Origin of the sequence: Bacteroides sp. MSSM.1001136sp1_RTP21357st2_D2_RTP21359_211015 (assembly GCF_040913205.1) — a bacterium.
Classification (GTDB): domain Bacteria; phylum Bacteroidota; class Bacteroidia; order Bacteroidales; family Bacteroidaceae; genus Bacteroides; species Bacteroides ovatus.
The window spans coordinates 69998-88172 of sequence record NZ_JBDFVF010000009.1; the positions used below are offsets into that span (position 1 = coordinate 69998).

General features: G+C 47.6%; 14 protein-coding genes. 10 read left to right on the forward strand and 4 right to left on the reverse strand.

Annotation, left to right across the window (positions count from 1 at the left end; translation table 11 throughout):
• Positions 1-2: 2 nt before the first annotated feature.
• From AB5217_RS08120 to AB5217_RS08140, 5 genes are all read left to right on the forward strand, one after another.
• Positions 3-233: a hypothetical protein gene (locus AB5217_RS08120; protein ID WP_004296750.1), complete on the forward strand. Its 231-nt coding sequence runs from the start codon at positions 3-5 to the stop codon at positions 231-233.
• Between the two features lie 93 nt (positions 234-326).
• On the forward strand, positions 327-1088 hold the full coding sequence (locus AB5217_RS08125) for an HNH endonuclease (protein WP_004296749.1): 762 nt from the start codon (positions 327-329) through the stop codon (positions 1086-1088).
• Entirely contained in the window at positions 1085-1528 is a 444-nt protein-coding gene (locus tag AB5217_RS08130; protein ID WP_004296748.1) for an N-acetylmuramoyl-L-alanine amidase, read from the forward strand. The genes AB5217_RS08125 and AB5217_RS08130 overlap by 4 nt, the downstream gene beginning before the upstream one ends.
• Positions 1529-1561: 33 nt before the next feature.
• Positions 1562-2566 (forward strand): DUF4373 domain-containing protein, encoded by a 1005-nt coding sequence (locus tag AB5217_RS08135; RefSeq protein ID WP_004321745.1) that lies wholly within the window; start codon positions 1562-1564, stop codon positions 2564-2566.
• A 109-nt stretch (positions 2567-2675) separates the two neighbouring features.
• On the forward strand, positions 2676-3551 hold the full coding sequence (locus tag AB5217_RS08140) for an Rpn family recombination-promoting nuclease/putative transposase (RefSeq protein WP_032844951.1): 876 nt from the start codon (positions 2676-2678) through the stop codon (positions 3549-3551).
• Positions 3552-3654: 103 nt separating this feature from the next.
• On the opposite strand, the gene AB5217_RS08145 is transcribed toward AB5217_RS08140, so the two are convergent.
• Genes AB5217_RS08145 through AB5217_RS08160 form a run of 4 tightly spaced genes read right to left on the reverse strand, consistent with a single transcriptional unit; the run spans position 3655 to position 10099 of the window.
• Positions 3655-4263, reverse strand: coding sequence for a TetR/AcrR family transcriptional regulator (locus AB5217_RS08145; protein ID WP_004296744.1), 609 nt, complete (start codon positions 4261-4263; stop codon positions 3655-3657).
• A gap of 10 nt (positions 4264-4273) precedes the next feature.
• The gene (locus AB5217_RS08150; RefSeq protein WP_004321752.1) at positions 4274-5638 is read right to left on the reverse strand and encodes a TolC family protein; all 1365 of its coding nucleotides are present in this window, start codon (positions 5636-5638) and stop codon (positions 4274-4276) included.
• Positions 5639-5680: 42 nt separating this feature from the next.
• Complete coding sequence (locus AB5217_RS08155; protein WP_004296741.1) at positions 5681-8878, reverse strand: efflux RND transporter permease subunit; 3198 nt, start codon at positions 8876-8878, stop codon at positions 5681-5683.
• 18 nt (positions 8879-8896) lie between these two features.
• The gene (locus AB5217_RS08160) at positions 8897-10099 is read right to left on the reverse strand and encodes an efflux RND transporter periplasmic adaptor subunit (RefSeq protein WP_004296740.1); all 1203 of its coding nucleotides are present in this window, start codon (positions 10097-10099) and stop codon (positions 8897-8899) included.
• 158 nt (positions 10100-10257) lie between these two features.
• Between AB5217_RS08160 and AB5217_RS08165 the strand changes: the two genes are divergently transcribed.
• From AB5217_RS08165 to AB5217_RS08185, 5 genes are all read left to right on the forward strand, one after another.
• Positions 10258-11106, forward strand: a complete 849-nt coding sequence (locus AB5217_RS08165) for a helix-turn-helix domain-containing protein (protein WP_004296739.1) — start codon at positions 10258-10260, stop codon at positions 11104-11106.
• A gap of 247 nt (positions 11107-11353) precedes the next feature.
• On the forward strand, positions 11354-14611 hold the full coding sequence (locus AB5217_RS08170) for a SusC/RagA family TonB-linked outer membrane protein (RefSeq protein ID WP_032849570.1): 3258 nt from the start codon (positions 11354-11356) through the stop codon (positions 14609-14611).
• A gap of 10 nt (positions 14612-14621) precedes the next feature.
• Positions 14622-16100, forward strand: a complete 1479-nt coding sequence (locus AB5217_RS08175; protein WP_080706973.1) for a SusD/RagB family nutrient-binding outer membrane lipoprotein — start codon at positions 14622-14624, stop codon at positions 16098-16100.
• 69 nt (positions 16101-16169) lie between these two features.
• Positions 16170-16727 (forward strand): hypothetical protein, encoded by a 558-nt coding sequence (locus AB5217_RS08180; protein WP_004321758.1) that lies wholly within the window; start codon positions 16170-16172, stop codon positions 16725-16727.
• Positions 16728-16730: 3 nt separating this feature from the next.
• Positions 16731-18167, forward strand: a complete 1437-nt coding sequence (locus AB5217_RS08185; RefSeq protein WP_368112579.1) for a calcineurin-like phosphoesterase C-terminal domain-containing protein — start codon at positions 16731-16733, stop codon at positions 18165-18167.
• Positions 18168-18175: the final 8 nt, after the last annotated feature.

The following is an 18175-nucleotide window of genomic DNA, read 5'->3' on the forward strand; positions in this document are numbered from 1 at the left end:
AAATGAATCTGCAAAAGAACGGAATGAACGGGCAGGAACGAAAAGAATGGGAGGCGCTTTGCAGACAGTATAACGTAGATTCGCTATACGAGGCCATTCAAGGCTGCCGGGAAGAACTGGAGTTTCTGATTCATTGTGCCGAACGGCTCGAACCTCATACAGAGGAGGAGGAAGAAACGCCGTTTAACACATACAGACCACAGCGTTTCTCCGCACCAGAAAGCGCCGTTTAACAGATGGAGGAAACGCCGTTTCTCCCCGCATGATTCAGAAAAACGATTATTTTTTAACAGAGTATAATTTTATTAACATTATCAATATCAAGTATGGAAAATTGGAGATTTATTGAAGAAAACCCCGACTATATGATTTCAGATCACGGACGGGTATTGAGTTTCAAGGGCAGATCAAAGTTGATCCTTTGTGCCAAAATCATGGGGACCGGTTACGAAACTGTCATACTGCCGAATAAAGGTGTTTGTATCGAATACAAAATTCATCGTTTGGTTGCCAAAGCATTCATCCCCAACCCGGAGCAGCTGCCACAGATTAACCACCTCGATGGCAATACGATGAACAACCACGTGTCAAACCTCGAATGGTGCGATGCATACACCAATATGATGCACGCCATCCGGACGGGATTACGACGTACGGGAGTGGGATCTCATCAAACACCTTTCGCCGTTACGGATGCAACGGGGAAAGTATTGCGTGCCTACCCGTCTATGAAAGAAATGGTCAGAGAGGAACGTCTGAAGCCTGCGCACCGAAACTGGCTTATCCTCCAACTAAAGCATCCGGACCGCGTGAAACAACACGCCTTGCGTGTGCAACATCATCGGGGAGATGCTTTTATTATGGTTCAGACAAGGCCTAACCAGACCACAGTGCTTAATCGGACGACAATACCTAATCGGCCCACCATGCCTAATCAAACGACAACGCCGCCGATGGATGCTCCCTTCTCTCCGGTGCTCCATTCAGTAACAAAGCAATATTACCGCCAACTGTCCAAAGAGGAGGCTATTGCGTTCGGGGTTATCTCACGTGCCGTCTGCAAACAGGAAAGGAGGATTCTGCCATGAAAGACACGATCATCATCCACTGTTCCGCCACTCGTGCGGGACAGGATTTTACCGCTACCGACATCGACCGCTGGCATCGTCAACGTGGTTTTCGTTCTATCGGTTATCATTTCGTCATCCGTCTCGACGGTACGATAGAACCGGGAAGAGATGTTGCTCTCGACGGAGCGCATTGCACGGGTTGGAACCATCGGTCTATCGGCATCTGCTACATTGGCGGATTGGACAGGAACGGCCGGCCTGCTGACACACGGACGGAAGCGCAACGTGAAGCACTCGTCCGGCTGGTAGAAGATTTGCGCCTTGTCTTCCCTTCTCTGAAGCAGGTGATAGGGCATCGGGACACCAGTCCTGACCTCAATGGAGACGGCATTATCTCACCTGACGAGTATATAAAATCCTGCCCCTGCTTCGATGTAAAAGCAGAATTTATTCAGTAATAATCAACCATTTACAACCAGCATTTTATCATCATGGCCCGCATTTCCAAACCCGGATTAGATTATTTCCCCCTCGATGTCAATTTTCTGCAGGACAGAAAAGTACGCCGCATCTCCTGTCGCCACCACGCGGCAGGGATTGCCGCACTCACTTCGCTGCTCTGCCTCATCTATAAAGAAAAAGGTTATTATATTTTGTGGAACAAAGACACTCTTTTCGACATCGCCCAGGAAGCGTGTTGCGGGGAGGAGGAAATGCAGGCCATCATTGATGATTGCCTGTCAGTGGGGCTGTTCGATGATCTTATATATAAGGAGTATGGCGTACTGACTTCACAAGCGATTCAGGAACAATATCATAAAATCATCACCGACAGTCGGAGAAAATATAAATTACCTCTGGAACATTTCTGGATTATCAAGGAGGAGAGTAGTGAAATAGAACCGGAAAATACGGATGACTCCAGTGCCAACTCCGGCAAAGATGTTACAAAACCCCATGAATTTGCTACAACAATGCCACAAACAAAAGAAGAAACGGATACAGATATCAAAGGTAAACAGGAAAGGAATATGGAAAATGAAATCAAATCTGAAATAAAAAAAGACATAGAGACAGAGAGGGAAAGAAAAGACGGAAAGGAGAATGAGAGGAGCATGCCGCCCGTTCCGTCAAACAGCGTTTTTCAGGCTTCGCCTGTCGTTGTAGAGGGTTTGTCTTTGGATAAATCGATTGGAAAAGAAACGGTTTCGGAAGGGATGCAAGCGGGAGGAGGCTCGGAAGCTATACTTCTACTTAATATGCAAACTATCGGCATCCGGAACGAACAGACCGTAAAAGCGATTGTCGCCCTTGCCCGACGTAAAGAATTGGGAGGCCCCGGCGGTATTTTATGGAAAATTCTTAGTTCCCAATACCGCCCTACCCTACTCAAAAAGAATGAACCGGGTGATTACATTCTTTGGGCACTCAATCATCCGACGGAATTTGAAAACACCTACAACGGGACACTGAAAAAGCTAATCAGGGGAAGATAAAGCGGAAAAGTCTGCCTATAAACAAGGAACCTTTTTATTTTTACTGCAAAAGGGATGGAAAACCAAGAATTATCGTACCTTTGTAGTACGAAGAAAAAGCCTCTTTTTTATGTATAAAGAGAAACGTCTCTTTGCAAAACATAAAAAGAAGCGACCCAAAACAATGAGTAAATTTATCAATCCGTTCACCGACTACGGATTCAAACTAATATTCGGCAGAGAAGTGTCTAAGGATTTACTAATCGAATTTCTGAACGACCTGCTCGAAGGTGAACGAGTGATAACGGACTTACAGTTTTTGAATAATGAGCAATTGCCGCTCTATCCGGAAGGACGAGGTATTATCTATGATGTATATTGCACCACGGACACAGGCGAAAAAATCATCGTTGAAATGCAGAACTGTATGCAAAGCAACTTCAAAGAACGCTCGATTTATTATTTATCGCGTGCCATCGTCAATCAAGGAAGGGTAGGCAATGAATGGAAGTTTGAAATAAAAGCCGTATACGGAGTTTTCTTGATGAATTTCATTATCGACAAGAACATAAAACTCCGCACGGATGTTATTCTAAGTGACAGGGAAACAGGAGAACTCTTCTCGGATAAGTTCCGGGAAATCTTTATCGCTCTCCCTCTCTTCAACAAAAACGAAGAGGAATGCGAAACGAATTTTGAACGTTGGATTTATATATTAAATAATATGGAAACTTTAAAACGCATGCCGTTCAAGGCACGAAAAGCTGTCTTCGAGAAATTGGAAGATATCGCTGATGTGGCTTCTATGTCTCCGGAAGACAGGGAGCGATACGACAATAGCGTCAAAGTGTACCGAGATTATTTGGTGACAATGGATGCAGCTGAACAAAAAGGTGCACAAGAAACCCAGCTGAAAATAGCCCGGAACATGAAAGCCAAAGGGATAGACAATGAGTCTATCGCCGAATGTACCGATTTACCTTTAAGCATAATCGAAGGATTATAAAGTAATCGGATTCATAAAGGCACTATCTTGTAACCAACCGTTTACGAACGAAGAAAATAAAAAGAGGTGAGCTCCCTTTGCAGGGTAGTCCACCTCTTTCTCTTCATACACAAACATTCAAATTATCAGGTTTCAGGTGTTCGTCAATATAACGGATACCGTCCATCTTAAAAAGCCCCCGCAGAAGCGTATAGTTCAACATACGCTGCACCAGGTACGGGGTGCCTTGCAAGCTGCTCTGGTAGATGACCTCCTGCAAATCCGGTGCAAAACGGTCGGGATCGACTCCGGGAAGCAGATAACCGCAAATCTTACAATGCGTCAAAACATCAATCAACTGCTGCAACCAGAAAGCTTCCTCCCGCTCGAAAGCAGCACGGTATTCCCTGTCGGCAGCAATATCCATCAGCAACTTCTTCCCCAGCGAATGAAGCAGGGTGAGATAGCCATCCACTGTGATAAAAAGTGCCTCCATGCACGAGCTGTCCATCCGTATCTGTTTTTGCTGGATCCGGCTTCTGATTCCGTTGGCAAAATCAGAAAGACAGACACGGAACAGACTCGTTTTGCTGGGAAAGAGCTTGTAGAGTGTCCGCTTCGACATCTTCATTCCCCTGGCTATATCATCCATCGTCAACCCGTCGGCACCATGCTGGTACATTTCCCGCTTGGTGTAGTCGAGTATCCGGCAACGCAGTGTTTCTGGATTCATACATACCTCCCTACATACGGCCGCCACCCAATGCCTGATACAAAGTGATTACGCCTTGGATTTCGGTAAAGCGGTTCGCCACTTGTGACAGTTGCGCGTTGAGCAACGTCTGTTGGGCGGTCAATACTTCCAGATAAGTGGTGTTGCCATGTTTCATCAACAGGCTTGTGCTCTTGGCTGCTGTTTGCAGAGAAGCCACCTGCTTGTTGTAGTAGTCGGCTTTCTCGCGGGCAGTCTGGTACTGCACCAGTGCCTCGTTCACTTCCACGCCTGCGTTCAGCAAGGTCTGTTCGAAACTAAGGCGGGCTTCCTCCTGTTGGGCTTTCGCTATTTTCAGTTGGGCGATGTTCGCTCCTTTATTAAACAAAGGCTGCGTCAGGGAAGCCACGGCGGAGGCCAGGAACTTACCCGGGTTGACAATCATGCTCCCTGCACTGTTGGTCCACCCTGCGCTGCCGCTCAACGTGATGGAAGGATAGAAAGCGGCACGTGCGGCATTCGTTGTATAGAAAGCCTGTGCCAACGAAAATTCTGCGCTACGCACGTCAGGACGGTTGGCAAGCATCTGTAAGGGAACACCCACGGAGAAGTTTTCCGGCAACTGTTGATTTCCCAGTTTGCCACGCTGTATTTGGTGGGGAGTTTCTGCCAGTAAAAGTGCCAGTGAATTTTCCGCCTGATTGATTTGCTCTTTCAGGTCGAGTACGGTGGTACATATATTGAAGTAGGTAGCCTCCGTCTGCGCCAGTCCGGCCTCATTCACCATCCCGGCCTTTTTCATGGCACGGGTGGCATTCACACTTTCTTTCCAGGCAGCTTCGGTAGCCACAGCTATCTCATACTGCGAATCGAGCATCAGCAAGGTGTAATACGTATTGGCAACGGATGCTACCAACTGCGTCTTGACAGCCTGTTCATATTCCTTGCTCTGTTCGTAGGCAGCTTTCGCACGACGCTTTGCTGTTGTCACCTTTCCAAAAATATCCAGTTCCCACGAAGCAGTCACGGGCAGCGAATAAGTTTGTGTAGCCTTTCCACGGTCGAAGCTGCTGGCAGCTCCTTCCGGTGCCAGAAACAAAGAAGGCAGATAAGACAGTTTGGACGTCAACAGCGTGGCTTCCGCTTCTTTCACACGCAAATGGGCAGTCTGCATATCGGTGTTGCGCAAGAGTGCCGAATCCACCAAATTCTGCAGATAAGGGTCGGTAAAGACCTCCCGCCACGAGAGGTTACCGAAGTTTGCCGTATCGGTGGCAGCAACAGACTCGCTGCCGTAAAGTCCTTCGGGAACTTCCGATACCGGTTTGTATTTATTGTAGATACCGCAACTACTCAATATAAGCGTTGCTGCGGACAGAATGATTATTTTTCTCATTAGTTCTTATTTTAATTCAGGTCTAAAACCTTTAATCATCAATTATTCTTTTCCAGCTTTAGATTTTTCTTCCTCGCTCACTTTGATTTCTTCTTCAATCTGCCAGTCATGCGTCGGGACGCTCTGCACGGGACGCAAACGTTCCTGCAACCACTGGAAAGCAATAAACAAAGTAGGCACGATGAAGAGCAACGCCAACGTACCGATGGTCATACCACCTACTACACCCGTACCCAATGAACGGTTACCGTTGGCTCCCACTCCACTTGACATCATCAACGGGAACAGACCGAAAATCATCGTCAATGCCGTCATCAGAATCGGACGCAGACGGGCTTTAGCCGCACTGACCGCAGAAGCAATCAGCCCCATACCTGCTTTACGACGTTCGGCAGCATATTCCGTCAGCAAAATAGCCGTCTTCGCCAGCAGACCGATCAACATAATCAAACCTGTTTGCAGATAAATATTATTCTCCAGTCCGAACATCCAGGCGAAAAGGAAGCTACCCATCAATCCGCAAGGCACACTCAAAAGCACAGCGAACGGAATAATGAAGCTCTCATAAAGCGCACTCAAAATAAGGTAAATCATCAGGAAGCAGATACCGAAAATAATGATCGTCGTACCGCTCTGCTGGTTTTCCTCACGGGTGATACCTCCGTAATCATAGCCATAGCCTTTCGGAAGAGACTGTTCGGCAGTTTCCTGCACAGCCTTGATGGCGTCTCCCGTACTATATCCGTCGGCCGGCATCGCATTTACCGCAATGGAGTTATACATATTGAAACGGCTCAACGATTCCGCACCGTAGCTACGGGTCAGCGTAACGAACTGGCTCAATGGCGCCATCTCTCCATTCGACATACGCACAAAAGCATTATCGAGGGAAGTTTCGTCCAAACGGAACACCGGATCGGCCTGAATCATGACACGGTACACTTTAGAGAAACGGTTGAAATTGGACACATACTGCCCACCGTAATAACCGGACAGCGTACTCAACACAGCGTCGGGCGTGATACCTGCACGCTTACATTTAGCCGCATCCACCTCTACCGTCCACTGCGGATAGCGAACGTCGAACGTCGAATAAGCCATCGATATTTCAGGCCGCTGGTTCAAAGCTCCCAAGTATTGCTGGGTGGTGGTGAAGAACTCGTTCATATCACCGCCCATCTTATCCTGCATGTGGAGTTCGAGCGCATTACCCATACCGTAACCCGGAATCATACCCGGAGAGATGGCGAACACACTGGCATCCTTGATATCAGCCGTACGCGCATATACCTGACCGATCACCGACTGCACATTGTCCTCATCACCCGGACGTTCGTCCCACGGTTTCAGTTTGAGAATCAACATACCGAACGAACTACCCTGTCCTGCCAACAATCCGTAACCGGCCACTTTCTGCACGTGTTTCAGTTGAGGTATTTCTATCAGGCGTTTTTCGATACGTTCCATCACCTTATCCGTCGTTGTCAGCGAACTGCCTGCCGCTGTACTCACATTGACGAAAATAACACCCTGATCCTCGTCGGGTACCAGACTGGTCTTCGTGTTATTCATCAGTAACACAAGCAATACCACGGAACAAGCCAGCAACGACCATGTCAACCATCTGCGCTTGATAAAGAACAATACAATCGTCTTATATTTATCCACCATCATATCGAAAGCCGAATTGAAAGCCTTACGGAAGCGTGCCGCAAAGTTGTTCTTCTGCGTTCCGTCTTCATTAATATAAGGTTTCAGCAGCAATGCACACAAAGCCGGACTCAAAGTCAACGCGTTAATAGCGGAGATACCTACCGCAACCGCCATCGTCAAACCGAACTGGGTATAGAACGTACCGGAAGTGCCGCCCATGAAGGACACCGGAATGAACACCGCCATAAACACCAGCGAAGAGGTGATAACGGCATTACTGATACCTTTCATAGCGTCGATACTTGCCATATATGACGACCTGTAGCCCACATCGAACCGCGCCTGCACCGCCTCGACGACAATAATGGCATCATCCACCACCGTACCGATAACGAGCACTAGCGCAAACAGGGTCAGCAGGTTGATACTGAATCCGGCTATCGCCATGAAAGCAAACGTACCCACCAGGGAAACCACAATTCCGACCAGCGGAATCAATGTAGAACGGAAGTCCTGCAAGAAGACGTACACCACAAGGATAACCAGGATGATAGCCTCGATCAACGTTTTCACCACCTCATGAATGGAAGCGAACAGGAAGTCGTTGGAGCTCATCATCTGCGTCAGTTCCACGCCTTTCGGAAGGTCTTTACTTGCCTCTTCGAGGAGTTTGTCGATATTCTGGTTTACTTCGGTCGCATTGGAACCTGCCGTCTGGAACACCATACAGGATACACCCGGATGACCGTCCATACCACCGTGGTAAGCGTAGCTGTCCTGTCCCAGTTGGATATCGGCAACGTCTTTCAGTTTCAAGACTTCGCCATTGTCGGTGGAACGGATGACGATATCCCCGAATTCTTCGGGAGTAATGAGACGTCCGGTGTACTTCATCGTATACTGATAAGTCTCATCGGAATTTTCACCGAACGAACCGGTAGCCGATTCGATATTCTGCTCGGCAAGCACACCGGTGATATCGGACGGAATCAGTTTGTACTGTGCCATCACGTCCGGTTTCATCCATACACGCATACTATATTCACCGCCCATAATCATCAGGTCGCCCACACCGGAGATACGAAGAATCTGCGGTTTCAGGTTGATGCTGATATAGTTGGACAGGAAGTTCTCGTCGTAACTGTCGTCCGGACTATACAATGAGAACATCTGCAGAATACTCGTCTGACGCTTGGAAGTGGTCACACCGACCTGGGTTACCTCCGCCGGAAGTTGTCCCGTAGCACGTGATACACGGTTCTGCACGTTGACAGCCGCCATATCGGGGTCTGTGCCCTGCTTAAAATAGACGGTGATGCTCACCGAACCGGAATTGGTGGCGGAGGAAGTCATGTAGGTCATGTCTTCCACTCCGTTGATCGCCTCTTCCAAAGGCGCAATAACACTCTTCTGCAATGTTTCCGCACTGGCGCCATAATAGGTGGTACTCACCATAATGGTAGGCGGAGCAATATCGGGATACTGCTCAACGGGCAAGCTGAACAGCCCGATGATACCCACTACGACAATCGTGATAGAGATGACTGCCGATAATACGGGGCGTTCTATAAAGGTTCTTAAATTCATGAATGATTCCTCCTTGGTTTAATTTTCAGTAGTAGTTGCCGGAGACTTCGTTGTTGTCTCTGTTGATGAGGATTGATTAGCATTTGTCACTCCTGCCACTGGAGTTTGAGCAGCCTTTGCCTTGACCGGAGTACCTTCACGAAGCAAACCTACTCCTTCTGCCACGATCACATCTCCCGGTGCCAATCCTTCATCTACAATAAATTCCCGACCGCCATTGACACGGGTCACTTGTACCTGGCTGGATTGAGCCTTGCCGTCCACTACCTTATAGACATATCTCTTATCTTGTATTTCGAAAGTGGCAGCCTGTGGAATGGTCAGCGCAGCTGTTTTTTGAACAGGAACAATCACATTACCCGCACCACCGCTATGCAGCAATCCTTCCTTGTTCGGGAAAACTGCACGCAGGCTGACCGTACCCGTCGAACGGTCGATCACTCCGCTGATAGATTCAATCTGTCCCCGTTCGGAGTAGGCTGACTTATCGTTCAGTTGCAGGTCGATGGCAGGCATATTTTTCAATGCTTCCTCTTTAGAACCGTATTGGCGGATCAGTCCCAGTAATTGGTTTTCCGTCATGGAGAAGTAGACGTACATATCCGAATTGTCGGAAACGGTAGTCAACGGCTGGGCAAGAGCGGAACTAACCAAAGCTCCTACACGGTAAGGCAACGTGCCTACCACTCCGTCGGCCGGACTTTTCACAACCGTATAAGAAAGATTATTGCGGGCACTCACTTCCTGCGCCTTGGCCTGTGCCAACTGTGCTTTGGCAGCCAACAGGGAGTTTTTTGCCGTACTCAAATCGAAAGAGGAAATTACGTTCTCTTTATACAGTTCCTCTTTACTGTCATACGTCAGTTGCGCTGTAGCCAGAGAGGCCTTGGCCGATTCAACGTTTGCCACTGCCGTCTGCAAAGCAGCTTCATACGGCACTTGGTCGATGATGAACAATGTCTGTCCGTTCTTTACACGCTGCCCTTCCGTTACACAGACTTTAGTCAGCGTACCACTTACCTGGGGGTAAATATCAATATCCTGACGTCCGCGGATGGTCGCCGAGTAGGCGCTTGAAATCATCCGGTCGGCCGGAGAAACGGTCATCACTTCGTATTCTGTTTCCATTTGTGCCGGAGGAGCTTGTTTACAGCCCGTAGCAGCTACCATACAGCAGAGCAACAATAGCCCTTGCTTCACTTTACATACCTTTTTACTCATTTTCTGTTACCTATTTAACTATTTTTGAACGCGGCAAAGGTAGACTGTTTTCTTCATAGGAAACTGGACTTAGTATCTTCAGTTTTGTTCATTTTAGGAACATTAAAACCGATATTTAGTGAAAAAGTCCTATTTTTGTACCCAAAATAAGAACAACAATGGAATCAAAAAACTCTAGCCTAGCCATACTTCATGAACCGTTCGTTGCCGGAATGGACGAAAACCTGTCTCCAATTATGCAACGCCTGTGGAAACTGGAAGGGGGTGCCATCTATTTTTGCAGAAGCGGATGGGCACACGTCACAATCGACCTGAAAGACTATGAAATAGTAGAAAACACTCAAATCGTGCTCTTGCCGGGAACGATTATCCGCATCAATGGCAACAGCAGCGATTTCACAGCTTCTTTCTTCGGATTTCCCAAAGAAATGTTTCGCGAAGCCTGCCTCCGTTTCGAGCCGATCTTCTTCCGGTTCATCAAAGAAAAACCGTGCTATACACTCAAGGATGAAAGCACAGGAGCAATCAACGGGTTAATGCGTGCCACAACAGCTATATACAACGATCGTGAAAACCGTTTCCGCAACCAGATCGCCAAAAATCATCTCCAGTCGTTTATGCTGGATATTTATGATAAGTGTTACCGCTACTTCGACCGACAGGAAATCGAAGGAGGAAGCCGGCAGGATGAAATCTTTAAGAATTTCATCGCACTGGTACATGAAAACTGTATCTCACAACGGGAAGTGACTTTCTACGCCAGCAAACTGTGTATCTCCACCAAATACCTGACAGGTATTTGCAAAAGCGTGACGGGCGAGGCTGCCAAAAAGATTATCGACGACTTTGCCATCCTGGAGATAAAAGTGTTGCTTCAATCCACCGGACTGACGATTCAGGAAATAGCCGACCGACTTGGTTTTCCCGATCAGTCGTATTTAGGAAGGTACTTCAAACGGCACGAGGGAATGTCGCCGAAAGAGTATCAGAGTAAGTATTCTATCTAATCAAGTAAAATAATCTTTTATTATTAGATTATTAGGCACGGATTACGCGGTTCTTTTATTAACTAAAACCGTGTAATCCGTGCCTCCATTTATTTTATTAATTTGTATTTATCGCACAACACAGATTGTTAACAGATCTGTAATACTATCTTAATCTGCCTTGCATTCCTTTGCACCGTGAAACAAAAACACGGGTGTGAATAACTTTATTTCATTTAATAAATTAAAAGAAGCAAGGTAAAAGATTATGAAAAGAAACAAATGGCTGCTTTCTCTGTCGATTGGGCTCTTGTGCTGTGGCTCTGCATACGCACAGACAACAGTGAAAGGAAAAATCACAAGTGAAGGCGGGGAACCGTTAATCGGGGCTACCGTAGCTGTGAAAAACTCGACAGACGGCACGGTGACCGACATCGACGGAAACTACTCCCTGAAGACTAAGAAAACATTGACTCAAAAGGATTTGCTTGTATTCAGTTATGTGGGATATAAAACGCTACAGAAGAACTATGCAGGCAATACGATGAACGTAAAACTGGCGGAAGAGTCGCAACAACTGAATGATGTGGTGGTGACTGCCCTGGGGATCAAACGTGAAGAAAAAGGATTGGGATATGCCACGGAAACCGTGAAAGGGGATATGATTACGAGTGCCCTGCCCACCAACTGGTCGACGGCACTGAACGGCAAGGTAGCCGGATTGAGTGTTATCTCTTCCGGTGGTCCGCTTAATTCGAGCCGTATCTCGCTGCGGGGGGACGTCTCGCTGAACCAGAACGGAAACGACGCATTGGTGGTAGTGGACGGTGTACCGATGAGTAGTCCGATGACCAATCCGGGTGTTGCCTACGGTGCAGGTTCAAACAGCGAACTTTCCGTGGACTATGGTAACGGATTCTCCGACATCAATCCGGATGATATCGAAAGCATCCAAGTATTAAAAGGGGCCAGTGCGACAGCCTTGTACGGTACGCGTGCAGCCAATGGCGTGATTATGGTGACTACCAAATCGGGAGCGGGTGCACCCAAAGGTATCGGTGTGTCTTACAGCGGTAACTTCAGTATTGACGATGTGATGAGATGGCCCGATTACCAGTATGAATTCGGACAGGGATTGCCGAGCAATATCGGTCCGGCAGGTTCTATCTACGAAGGCCAGCCCTATTACTCTTACGGGAAAGCGGAAGACGGCAGTTACGCAAGCACTAGCGGAACCAGTAGCGCCTACGGAGCACGTTTCGACGCCAACAGGTTGTTCTACCAATATGACCCCGTAACGCAGGGACGCGCTTCTGTTGCCACCCCTTGGGTAGCGTACAAAAACAACCGCAAAGATTTGTTCCAGACAGGATACACCCTGACCAACTCGGTAGCCTTGACCGGAAAATCCGACCGGGGCAGCGTACGGGCGTCCATCACCCACACTAAGAACGAATGGATTCTCCCCAATACAGGTTTCCAGCGTATCACCGCCATGGTTTCCGCCCAACAGCAGATTTCGAGGGCACTGCGCATTAATTTCAAGTCGAGTTATACGTACCGCAAGCTCAACAACACGCCTGCACTGGGATATAACAGTAACTCTATCTCCTACTTCCTTATCTTCCAGAATCCGAATGTCAACCTCGACTGGTTGCGTCCGATGTGGCGTACCGGACAGGAAAATGTGAAACAGCTCCAACCGTACAGTTCCTTTATCGGAAACCCGTATGTCATTCTATACGAATCTGAAAATCCTTCGGAGAAACACAGTAATGTATCATCCATTTCTGCCAATCTGCGCATCAACAGTAAATTCGATTTCATGATCCGGTCCGGTATCCAGTTGTCAGCCGACCAACGCGAACAGCATCGTCCTATCAGTGACGTGGTTTTCGGAAACGGGTTTTTCAAGAAACAGAATGTGTTCGATTATGAATTAAACAGCGATGCTTTATTTACTTACCATGATTCATTCGCCAACGGATTGCGTGTCAACGCTTCGGCAGGTGGAAACATGATGCAACAAAGCTACGATATGTTGGCTGCCTCGGTGGTAGGATTGATTACGCCGGGAGTATACAAACTGGCAAACGGTGTTTCCAACCCGAACGTGCAGACGGTTATCAAAAAGAAAGCGCTGAACAGTCTTTATTTCACGGCCAATTTCTCGTATAAGGATAAACTGTTTCTCGATGTCACCGGGCGCAATGACTGGTCGTCTACCCTGCCGAAAAGTAACCGTTCTTTCTTCTATCCGTCGGTCAGCGTCAGTGCAGTGATGAACGAGTGGTTCACGTTGCCGGAACAGATCAGTCTGTTGAAAGTGAGAGGTTCGCTGGCACAGGTGGGCAATGACACAGACCCTTACAAGACATCGCCCTATTATGGCACGAGCGATTTCCCCGGATCGGTCATCGTATCTTCTACGCTCTATAATCAGGATTTCAAACCGGAGATTTCGACCAATTACGAAACGGGATTCGACTTCCGTATGTTTCACAACCGCATCGGACTCGATTTCACATTCTATTATAACCGCACCAAAAACCAGATTCTGGATGCTCCGATGGACCCGACCACAGGTTACAGCAAAGCTACCATCAATTCGGGATGCGTCCGCAACCGCGGTTACGAAATCCAGTTGGACGTTACTCCGGTAGTCAGCAGGGATTTCCGATGGAATGCTACTTTCACCTGGTCTAAGAACGAGAACCGGATTCTCTCACTGGCGGAAGGGGCGGATGAGAACCAGTTAATCAGCAGTATCGGTAGTGTGTCTATCATCGGACGTGTGGGTGGAACTACGGGCGATCTCTGGGGATATAAACTGGTACGCGACCCGGAAGGAAATGTGGTCATCAACGACAACGGATTGCCCGAACGTTCGGGAGAGATCGAATACGTCGGCACGGCCTATCCGAAATGGAAAGCCGGACTGTACAATGAATTTTCTTACAAGAACTTCACGCTTAGCGTCCTGCTCGACGGACAGGTGGGAGGTAAAATGTACTCGCACTCGCACCACAAAATGACGGAACAGGGAAAACTGCAACATACCCTGAACGGACGTCTGCCGGGAACGGAATTTTATATGTCGAAAGACGACCCGCGCATCGCTGCCGCCGGACTTTCACCACAAGACGGGATGTACATGATTGCTCCGGGAACAGTGAAGAACGATGACGGAACTTACTCGCCAAACACCAAAGTGGTGACCGTGGAAAGTTATTATAAGGAATATTACCGGATGGCCAATGTGGAAACTAACACGTTCGACACTTCATTCCTCAAGTTGCGCGAAATGAGACTGGAGTACAAGTTGCCGAACAGCACACTGAAGAAAACACCGTTCAGCAAAGCATCGGTGGCACTCTACGCACGCAACCTGTTCTGTATCACTGACTATCCTCTGTTCGACCCCGAATCTGCCGCCCTCAACGGAAGTTCGATGGTGACCGGTGTGGAGACGGGCTCACTGCCTACGGCACGTACTTTCGGACTGAATATTAACGTATCTTTTTAAACACTGACTTATGAAAACCAATAAACTTTTCAAAAATATAGTATGGGGAATGACTTTGTGCGGAGCTCTCTGCACGACTTCCTGCACCAGCTTCGACGAACTCAATACAGACCCCACCCGCATGGATGAGGTGAATCCCGGCACTCTGCTCAACCCGATTTTATACGAAACATCGGTCTACAACTGGAAACGCTACAACAGCTATACCTACGACCTGATGCAATGTGCCGTATCTACCAGCAGCACCAACGGTGTGGGATGGTGGTATATGACGGACAGCGAAGGAGACGGCACATGGACTACTTATTATAGATGGATCAACAACGCCAAAGAGATGATGCGCCTCACCGGAAAATTGCCGGAAGCCTCCAAACAACCCAACTACGATGCTATATCGCTGACTTTGCAATGTTGGTTATACCAGATTCTGACGGATGCCTTCGGTGATATTCCGATGAGCGAAGCCTGCTCCGCCGACGAGGGAATACTTGCACCGAAGTTCGACACCCAGCAGCAGGTGTACCAACAGATTATCGACAATCTGAAAACAGCTAACGAGTTGTTCGACAAAGCTAACGGGTTGATCTACAACCAATCGGGCGAAATGTTGTACAAGACGTCCAAAGGGGATGCAACCGGTATTTTGAAATGGAAGAAGTTCTGCAACTCGCTCCGTCTGCGTGCACTGCTCCGGGTGATCGACGTGCCGGAATTCAACGCGAAACAGGAGCTGCGTACCATGCTGACCGATCCCGCCACTTATCCGGTATTCGAATCGAACGATGATGCTGCCCTGCTTGCCATCAGCGGAACTTATCCGGAGGAAGCTCCGCTCACCCGTCCACAGGATTTCACTTCTTATGTTCAGATTTCAGAGTTCTTTGTTAATCTGCTGAAAGGTTGGAACGATCCCCGTCTGCAGATGTATGCAACACAGGTCACTCTCCCCGACCAGACTAAAGATTATGTGGGTTTGCCCAGCGGTTATCAGACGTTGCCTTCAATCACTGCTTCGGGACTGAATCAGGAAATGGCGAAGGCACCTATGAAACTTGCCATGATGCCTTATGCCGAAGTGGAATTCATCAAAGCGGAATTACTGAAAAAAGGAGTGATCGACGGAGGAAGTAGCGCTGCCAAAGAGGCTTATCAGAAGGGAGTGCAGGCGGCTATCGAACAGTGGGGACAGAAAATGCCTGACCATTATTTTGAAAATCCGGAAGCTGCTTATGATGATACGCTGGAACGAATCATGAACCAGAAGTTTGTCGCACTGTTCTTCTGCGATTATCAGCAGTGGTTTGAATATAACCGTACCGGTTTTCCTGTGTTACCTGTGGGGCCCGGCATCGCAAATGCTAATAACAAAATGCCGAAACGCTTTAAATATCCATCTGCTCTGCAGCGTACTAACCTGAAAAATTATCAGGCGGCTAAAGCGAACATGGGAGGCGATGACTTCCATATCCGACTGATGTGGCAACAATAAATGAATGTATCGGTCACCAAGATTGCGGCAATAATTATCATTTCAATCAATCTTTAAAATTCAATGAATATGAAAAGAATAATCAGTATGGCTGTTGTGTTAGTTATAACGATGGCAGCAACAGCGCAAAAAGGAGAGCTCGCCATGAACGAGAATATCTCCGGAAAAGACCATGTTTCCAAAAACGAAAAAGAAGCTACTCCCGTAGGCAAAAAGCCGAAAGCGGCGTTTATATTCGACGTGTATGGAGAAATCCCGACTACCAAACCAGTGTTTGAAGCGGAACATTATCTGGGGAGTGACATTACCGGAAAATGGAATACTTTCATCCAGAATTATACGCACGAGTATGATGTAACAATCGGATTTACGGATTCTTCGGTCGAAATTTTGAAGCCTTCTATTTACAAGGCGGTCAATAAGGTGAATAAATATTATAAGAAGGCATTGAAGAAAGAAGAGGTGAGCCGGGAAGTTGCTACATTCAACATGGGTCATATTCTAGATTGCGCCAATGTGATGTGTTTCGATGATAACAGCAAGTCTTTTGAGGAGGCTCTCAAGTCGGCAGATGAACCGGAAGAAATTATCGCATTATTCAATCAGGTTACTTTAAGAAAGTTATAAGCAATGAAAAAGATCAATTTTAGAAAAACGCTGTTTGCAGCGGTTTTGCTTTTCCAGCTGAACGCTATTGCCGCCTTTGGTCAGACGGTGGTGAAAGGTAGTGTGAAAGATAATACAGGTAAACCCATCAGCGGTGTAGTGGTGACAGACGGGGCACATTTCAATACGACTGATGCAGAAGGAAATTATGTTCTGAACACTGATCCGACACGTTATCCAATGGTTTACATCTCTACTCCGGCAACGTATGAGCTTCCTTCCAAAGAGGGGATAGCCGATGGTTTCTATCAATATCTGGATGCCGGGAAAAGCGAAAACCAATGTGACTTCGTATTGACTAAACGGCAGAAGCCGGTGGATGAATTTGTCTACATCGTCCTTTCCGACCCGCAAGTGAGAAACGAAAAGCAACTGGACCGCTTCCGCACGGAAACAGTGCCCGACCTGAAACAGACTGCCGACTCACTAAAGAACTTCGAAATCGTCGGCATGGGACTGGGGGATCTGGTGTGGGATGCCATGAATCTGTACGCTCCTTACCGGCAAGCGGTGTCCAACTTGGGAATGACGATGTTCCAACTGATGGGAAACCACGACTTCAACCTGCTCTACAAATCTATAACGCAGACGGATCATCCGGCGGACGGTTATGGGGAACAGAATTATTATCAGTCATTCGGCCCGGCCAACTATTCATTCAATATCGGTAAAGTTCATGTGATAGCAATGAAGGATATTGATTACGACGGCAACAAGAAATACACGGAACGCTTCACGCTGGAAGATTTGGACTGGTTGAGAAAAGATTTAAGTTATGTGCCTAAAGGAAATATCGTGTTCCTGAACGTTCACGCTCCAGTAGCTAATAACACGGTAGCTGCGGGGGGAAATGCGCGCAACGCCAATGCGCTTTTCCAACTGTTGAGGCCTTACCAAGTACATATTTTCTCCGGACACACGCACTTTTATGAAAATCAGTTGCCCGCTCCTACCATTTACGAACATAATATCGGAGCGGCCTGCGGCGCATGGTGGGCAGGACACGTGAATCGTTGCGGAGCACCAAACGGTTATCTGGTGGTACAAGTGAAAGGTGATGATGTGAAATGGCGTTACAAGGCAACAGGGTGTTCGCCGGACTATCAGTTCCGGCTTTACCAACCGGGAGAGTTTGAAAGCCAGAAAGACTATGTGGTAGCCAATATCTGGGATTGGGACTGGACGTATACGGTAAACTGGTACGAGGATGGAGTGTTGAAAGGTGCTATGCAGGCTTTTGACGATGAGGATCAGGATTATATCAATATGGTAAAGGGAAAGAAAACGGGTTATCGCACACGTCATCTTTTCCGTGCACAGCCTTCTAAAGATGCAAAATCTGTCAAGGTGGTGGTTAAGAATCGTTTCGGGGAGATATTCACGGAAGAGATAAAACTCTAGTTTTATTT

What these genes read in the sequence shown, in the direction of transcription:
- AB5217_RS08155 (WP_004296741.1), bottom strand. Translation starts at nt 8,878, where the DNA reads ATGAATTTAAGAACCTTTATAGAACGCCCCGTATTATCGGCAGTCATC.
- AB5217_RS08170 (WP_032849570.1), top strand. Translation starts at nt 11,354, where the DNA reads ATGAAAAGAAACAAATGGCTGCTTTCTCTGTCGATTGGGCTCTTGTGC.
- AB5217_RS08150 (WP_004321752.1), bottom strand. Translation starts at nt 5,638, where the DNA reads ATGAGAAAAATAATCATTCTGTCCGCAGCAACGCTTATATTGAGTAGT.
- AB5217_RS08160 (WP_004296740.1), bottom strand. Translation starts at nt 10,099, where the DNA reads ATGAGTAAAAAGGTATGTAAAGTGAAGCAAGGGCTATTGTTGCTCTGC.
- AB5217_RS08180 (WP_004321758.1), top strand. Translation starts at nt 16,170, where the DNA reads ATGAAAAGAATAATCAGTATGGCTGTTGTGTTAGTTATAACGATGGCA.
- AB5217_RS08125 (WP_004296749.1), top strand. Translation starts at nt 327, where the DNA reads ATGGAAAATTGGAGATTTATTGAAGAAAACCCCGACTATATGATTTCA.
- AB5217_RS08140 (WP_032844951.1), top strand. Translation starts at nt 2,676, where the DNA reads ATGTATAAAGAGAAACGTCTCTTTGCAAAACATAAAAAGAAGCGACCC.
- AB5217_RS08130 (WP_004296748.1), top strand. Translation starts at nt 1,085, where the DNA reads ATGAAAGACACGATCATCATCCACTGTTCCGCCACTCGTGCGGGACAG.
- AB5217_RS08135 (WP_004321745.1), top strand. Translation starts at nt 1,562, where the DNA reads ATGGCCCGCATTTCCAAACCCGGATTAGATTATTTCCCCCTCGATGTC.
- AB5217_RS08120 (WP_004296750.1), top strand. Translation starts at nt 3, where the DNA reads ATGAATCTGCAAAAGAACGGAATGAACGGGCAGGAACGAAAAGAATGG.
- AB5217_RS08175 (WP_080706973.1), top strand. Translation starts at nt 14,622, where the DNA reads ATGAAAACCAATAAACTTTTCAAAAATATAGTATGGGGAATGACTTTG.
- AB5217_RS08165 (WP_004296739.1), top strand. Translation starts at nt 10,258, where the DNA reads ATGGAATCAAAAAACTCTAGCCTAGCCATACTTCATGAACCGTTCGTT.
- AB5217_RS08145 (WP_004296744.1), bottom strand. Translation starts at nt 4,263, where the DNA reads ATGAATCCAGAAACACTGCGTTGCCGGATACTCGACTACACCAAGCGG.
- AB5217_RS08185 (WP_368112579.1), top strand. Translation starts at nt 16,731, where the DNA reads ATGAAAAAGATCAATTTTAGAAAAACGCTGTTTGCAGCGGTTTTGCTT.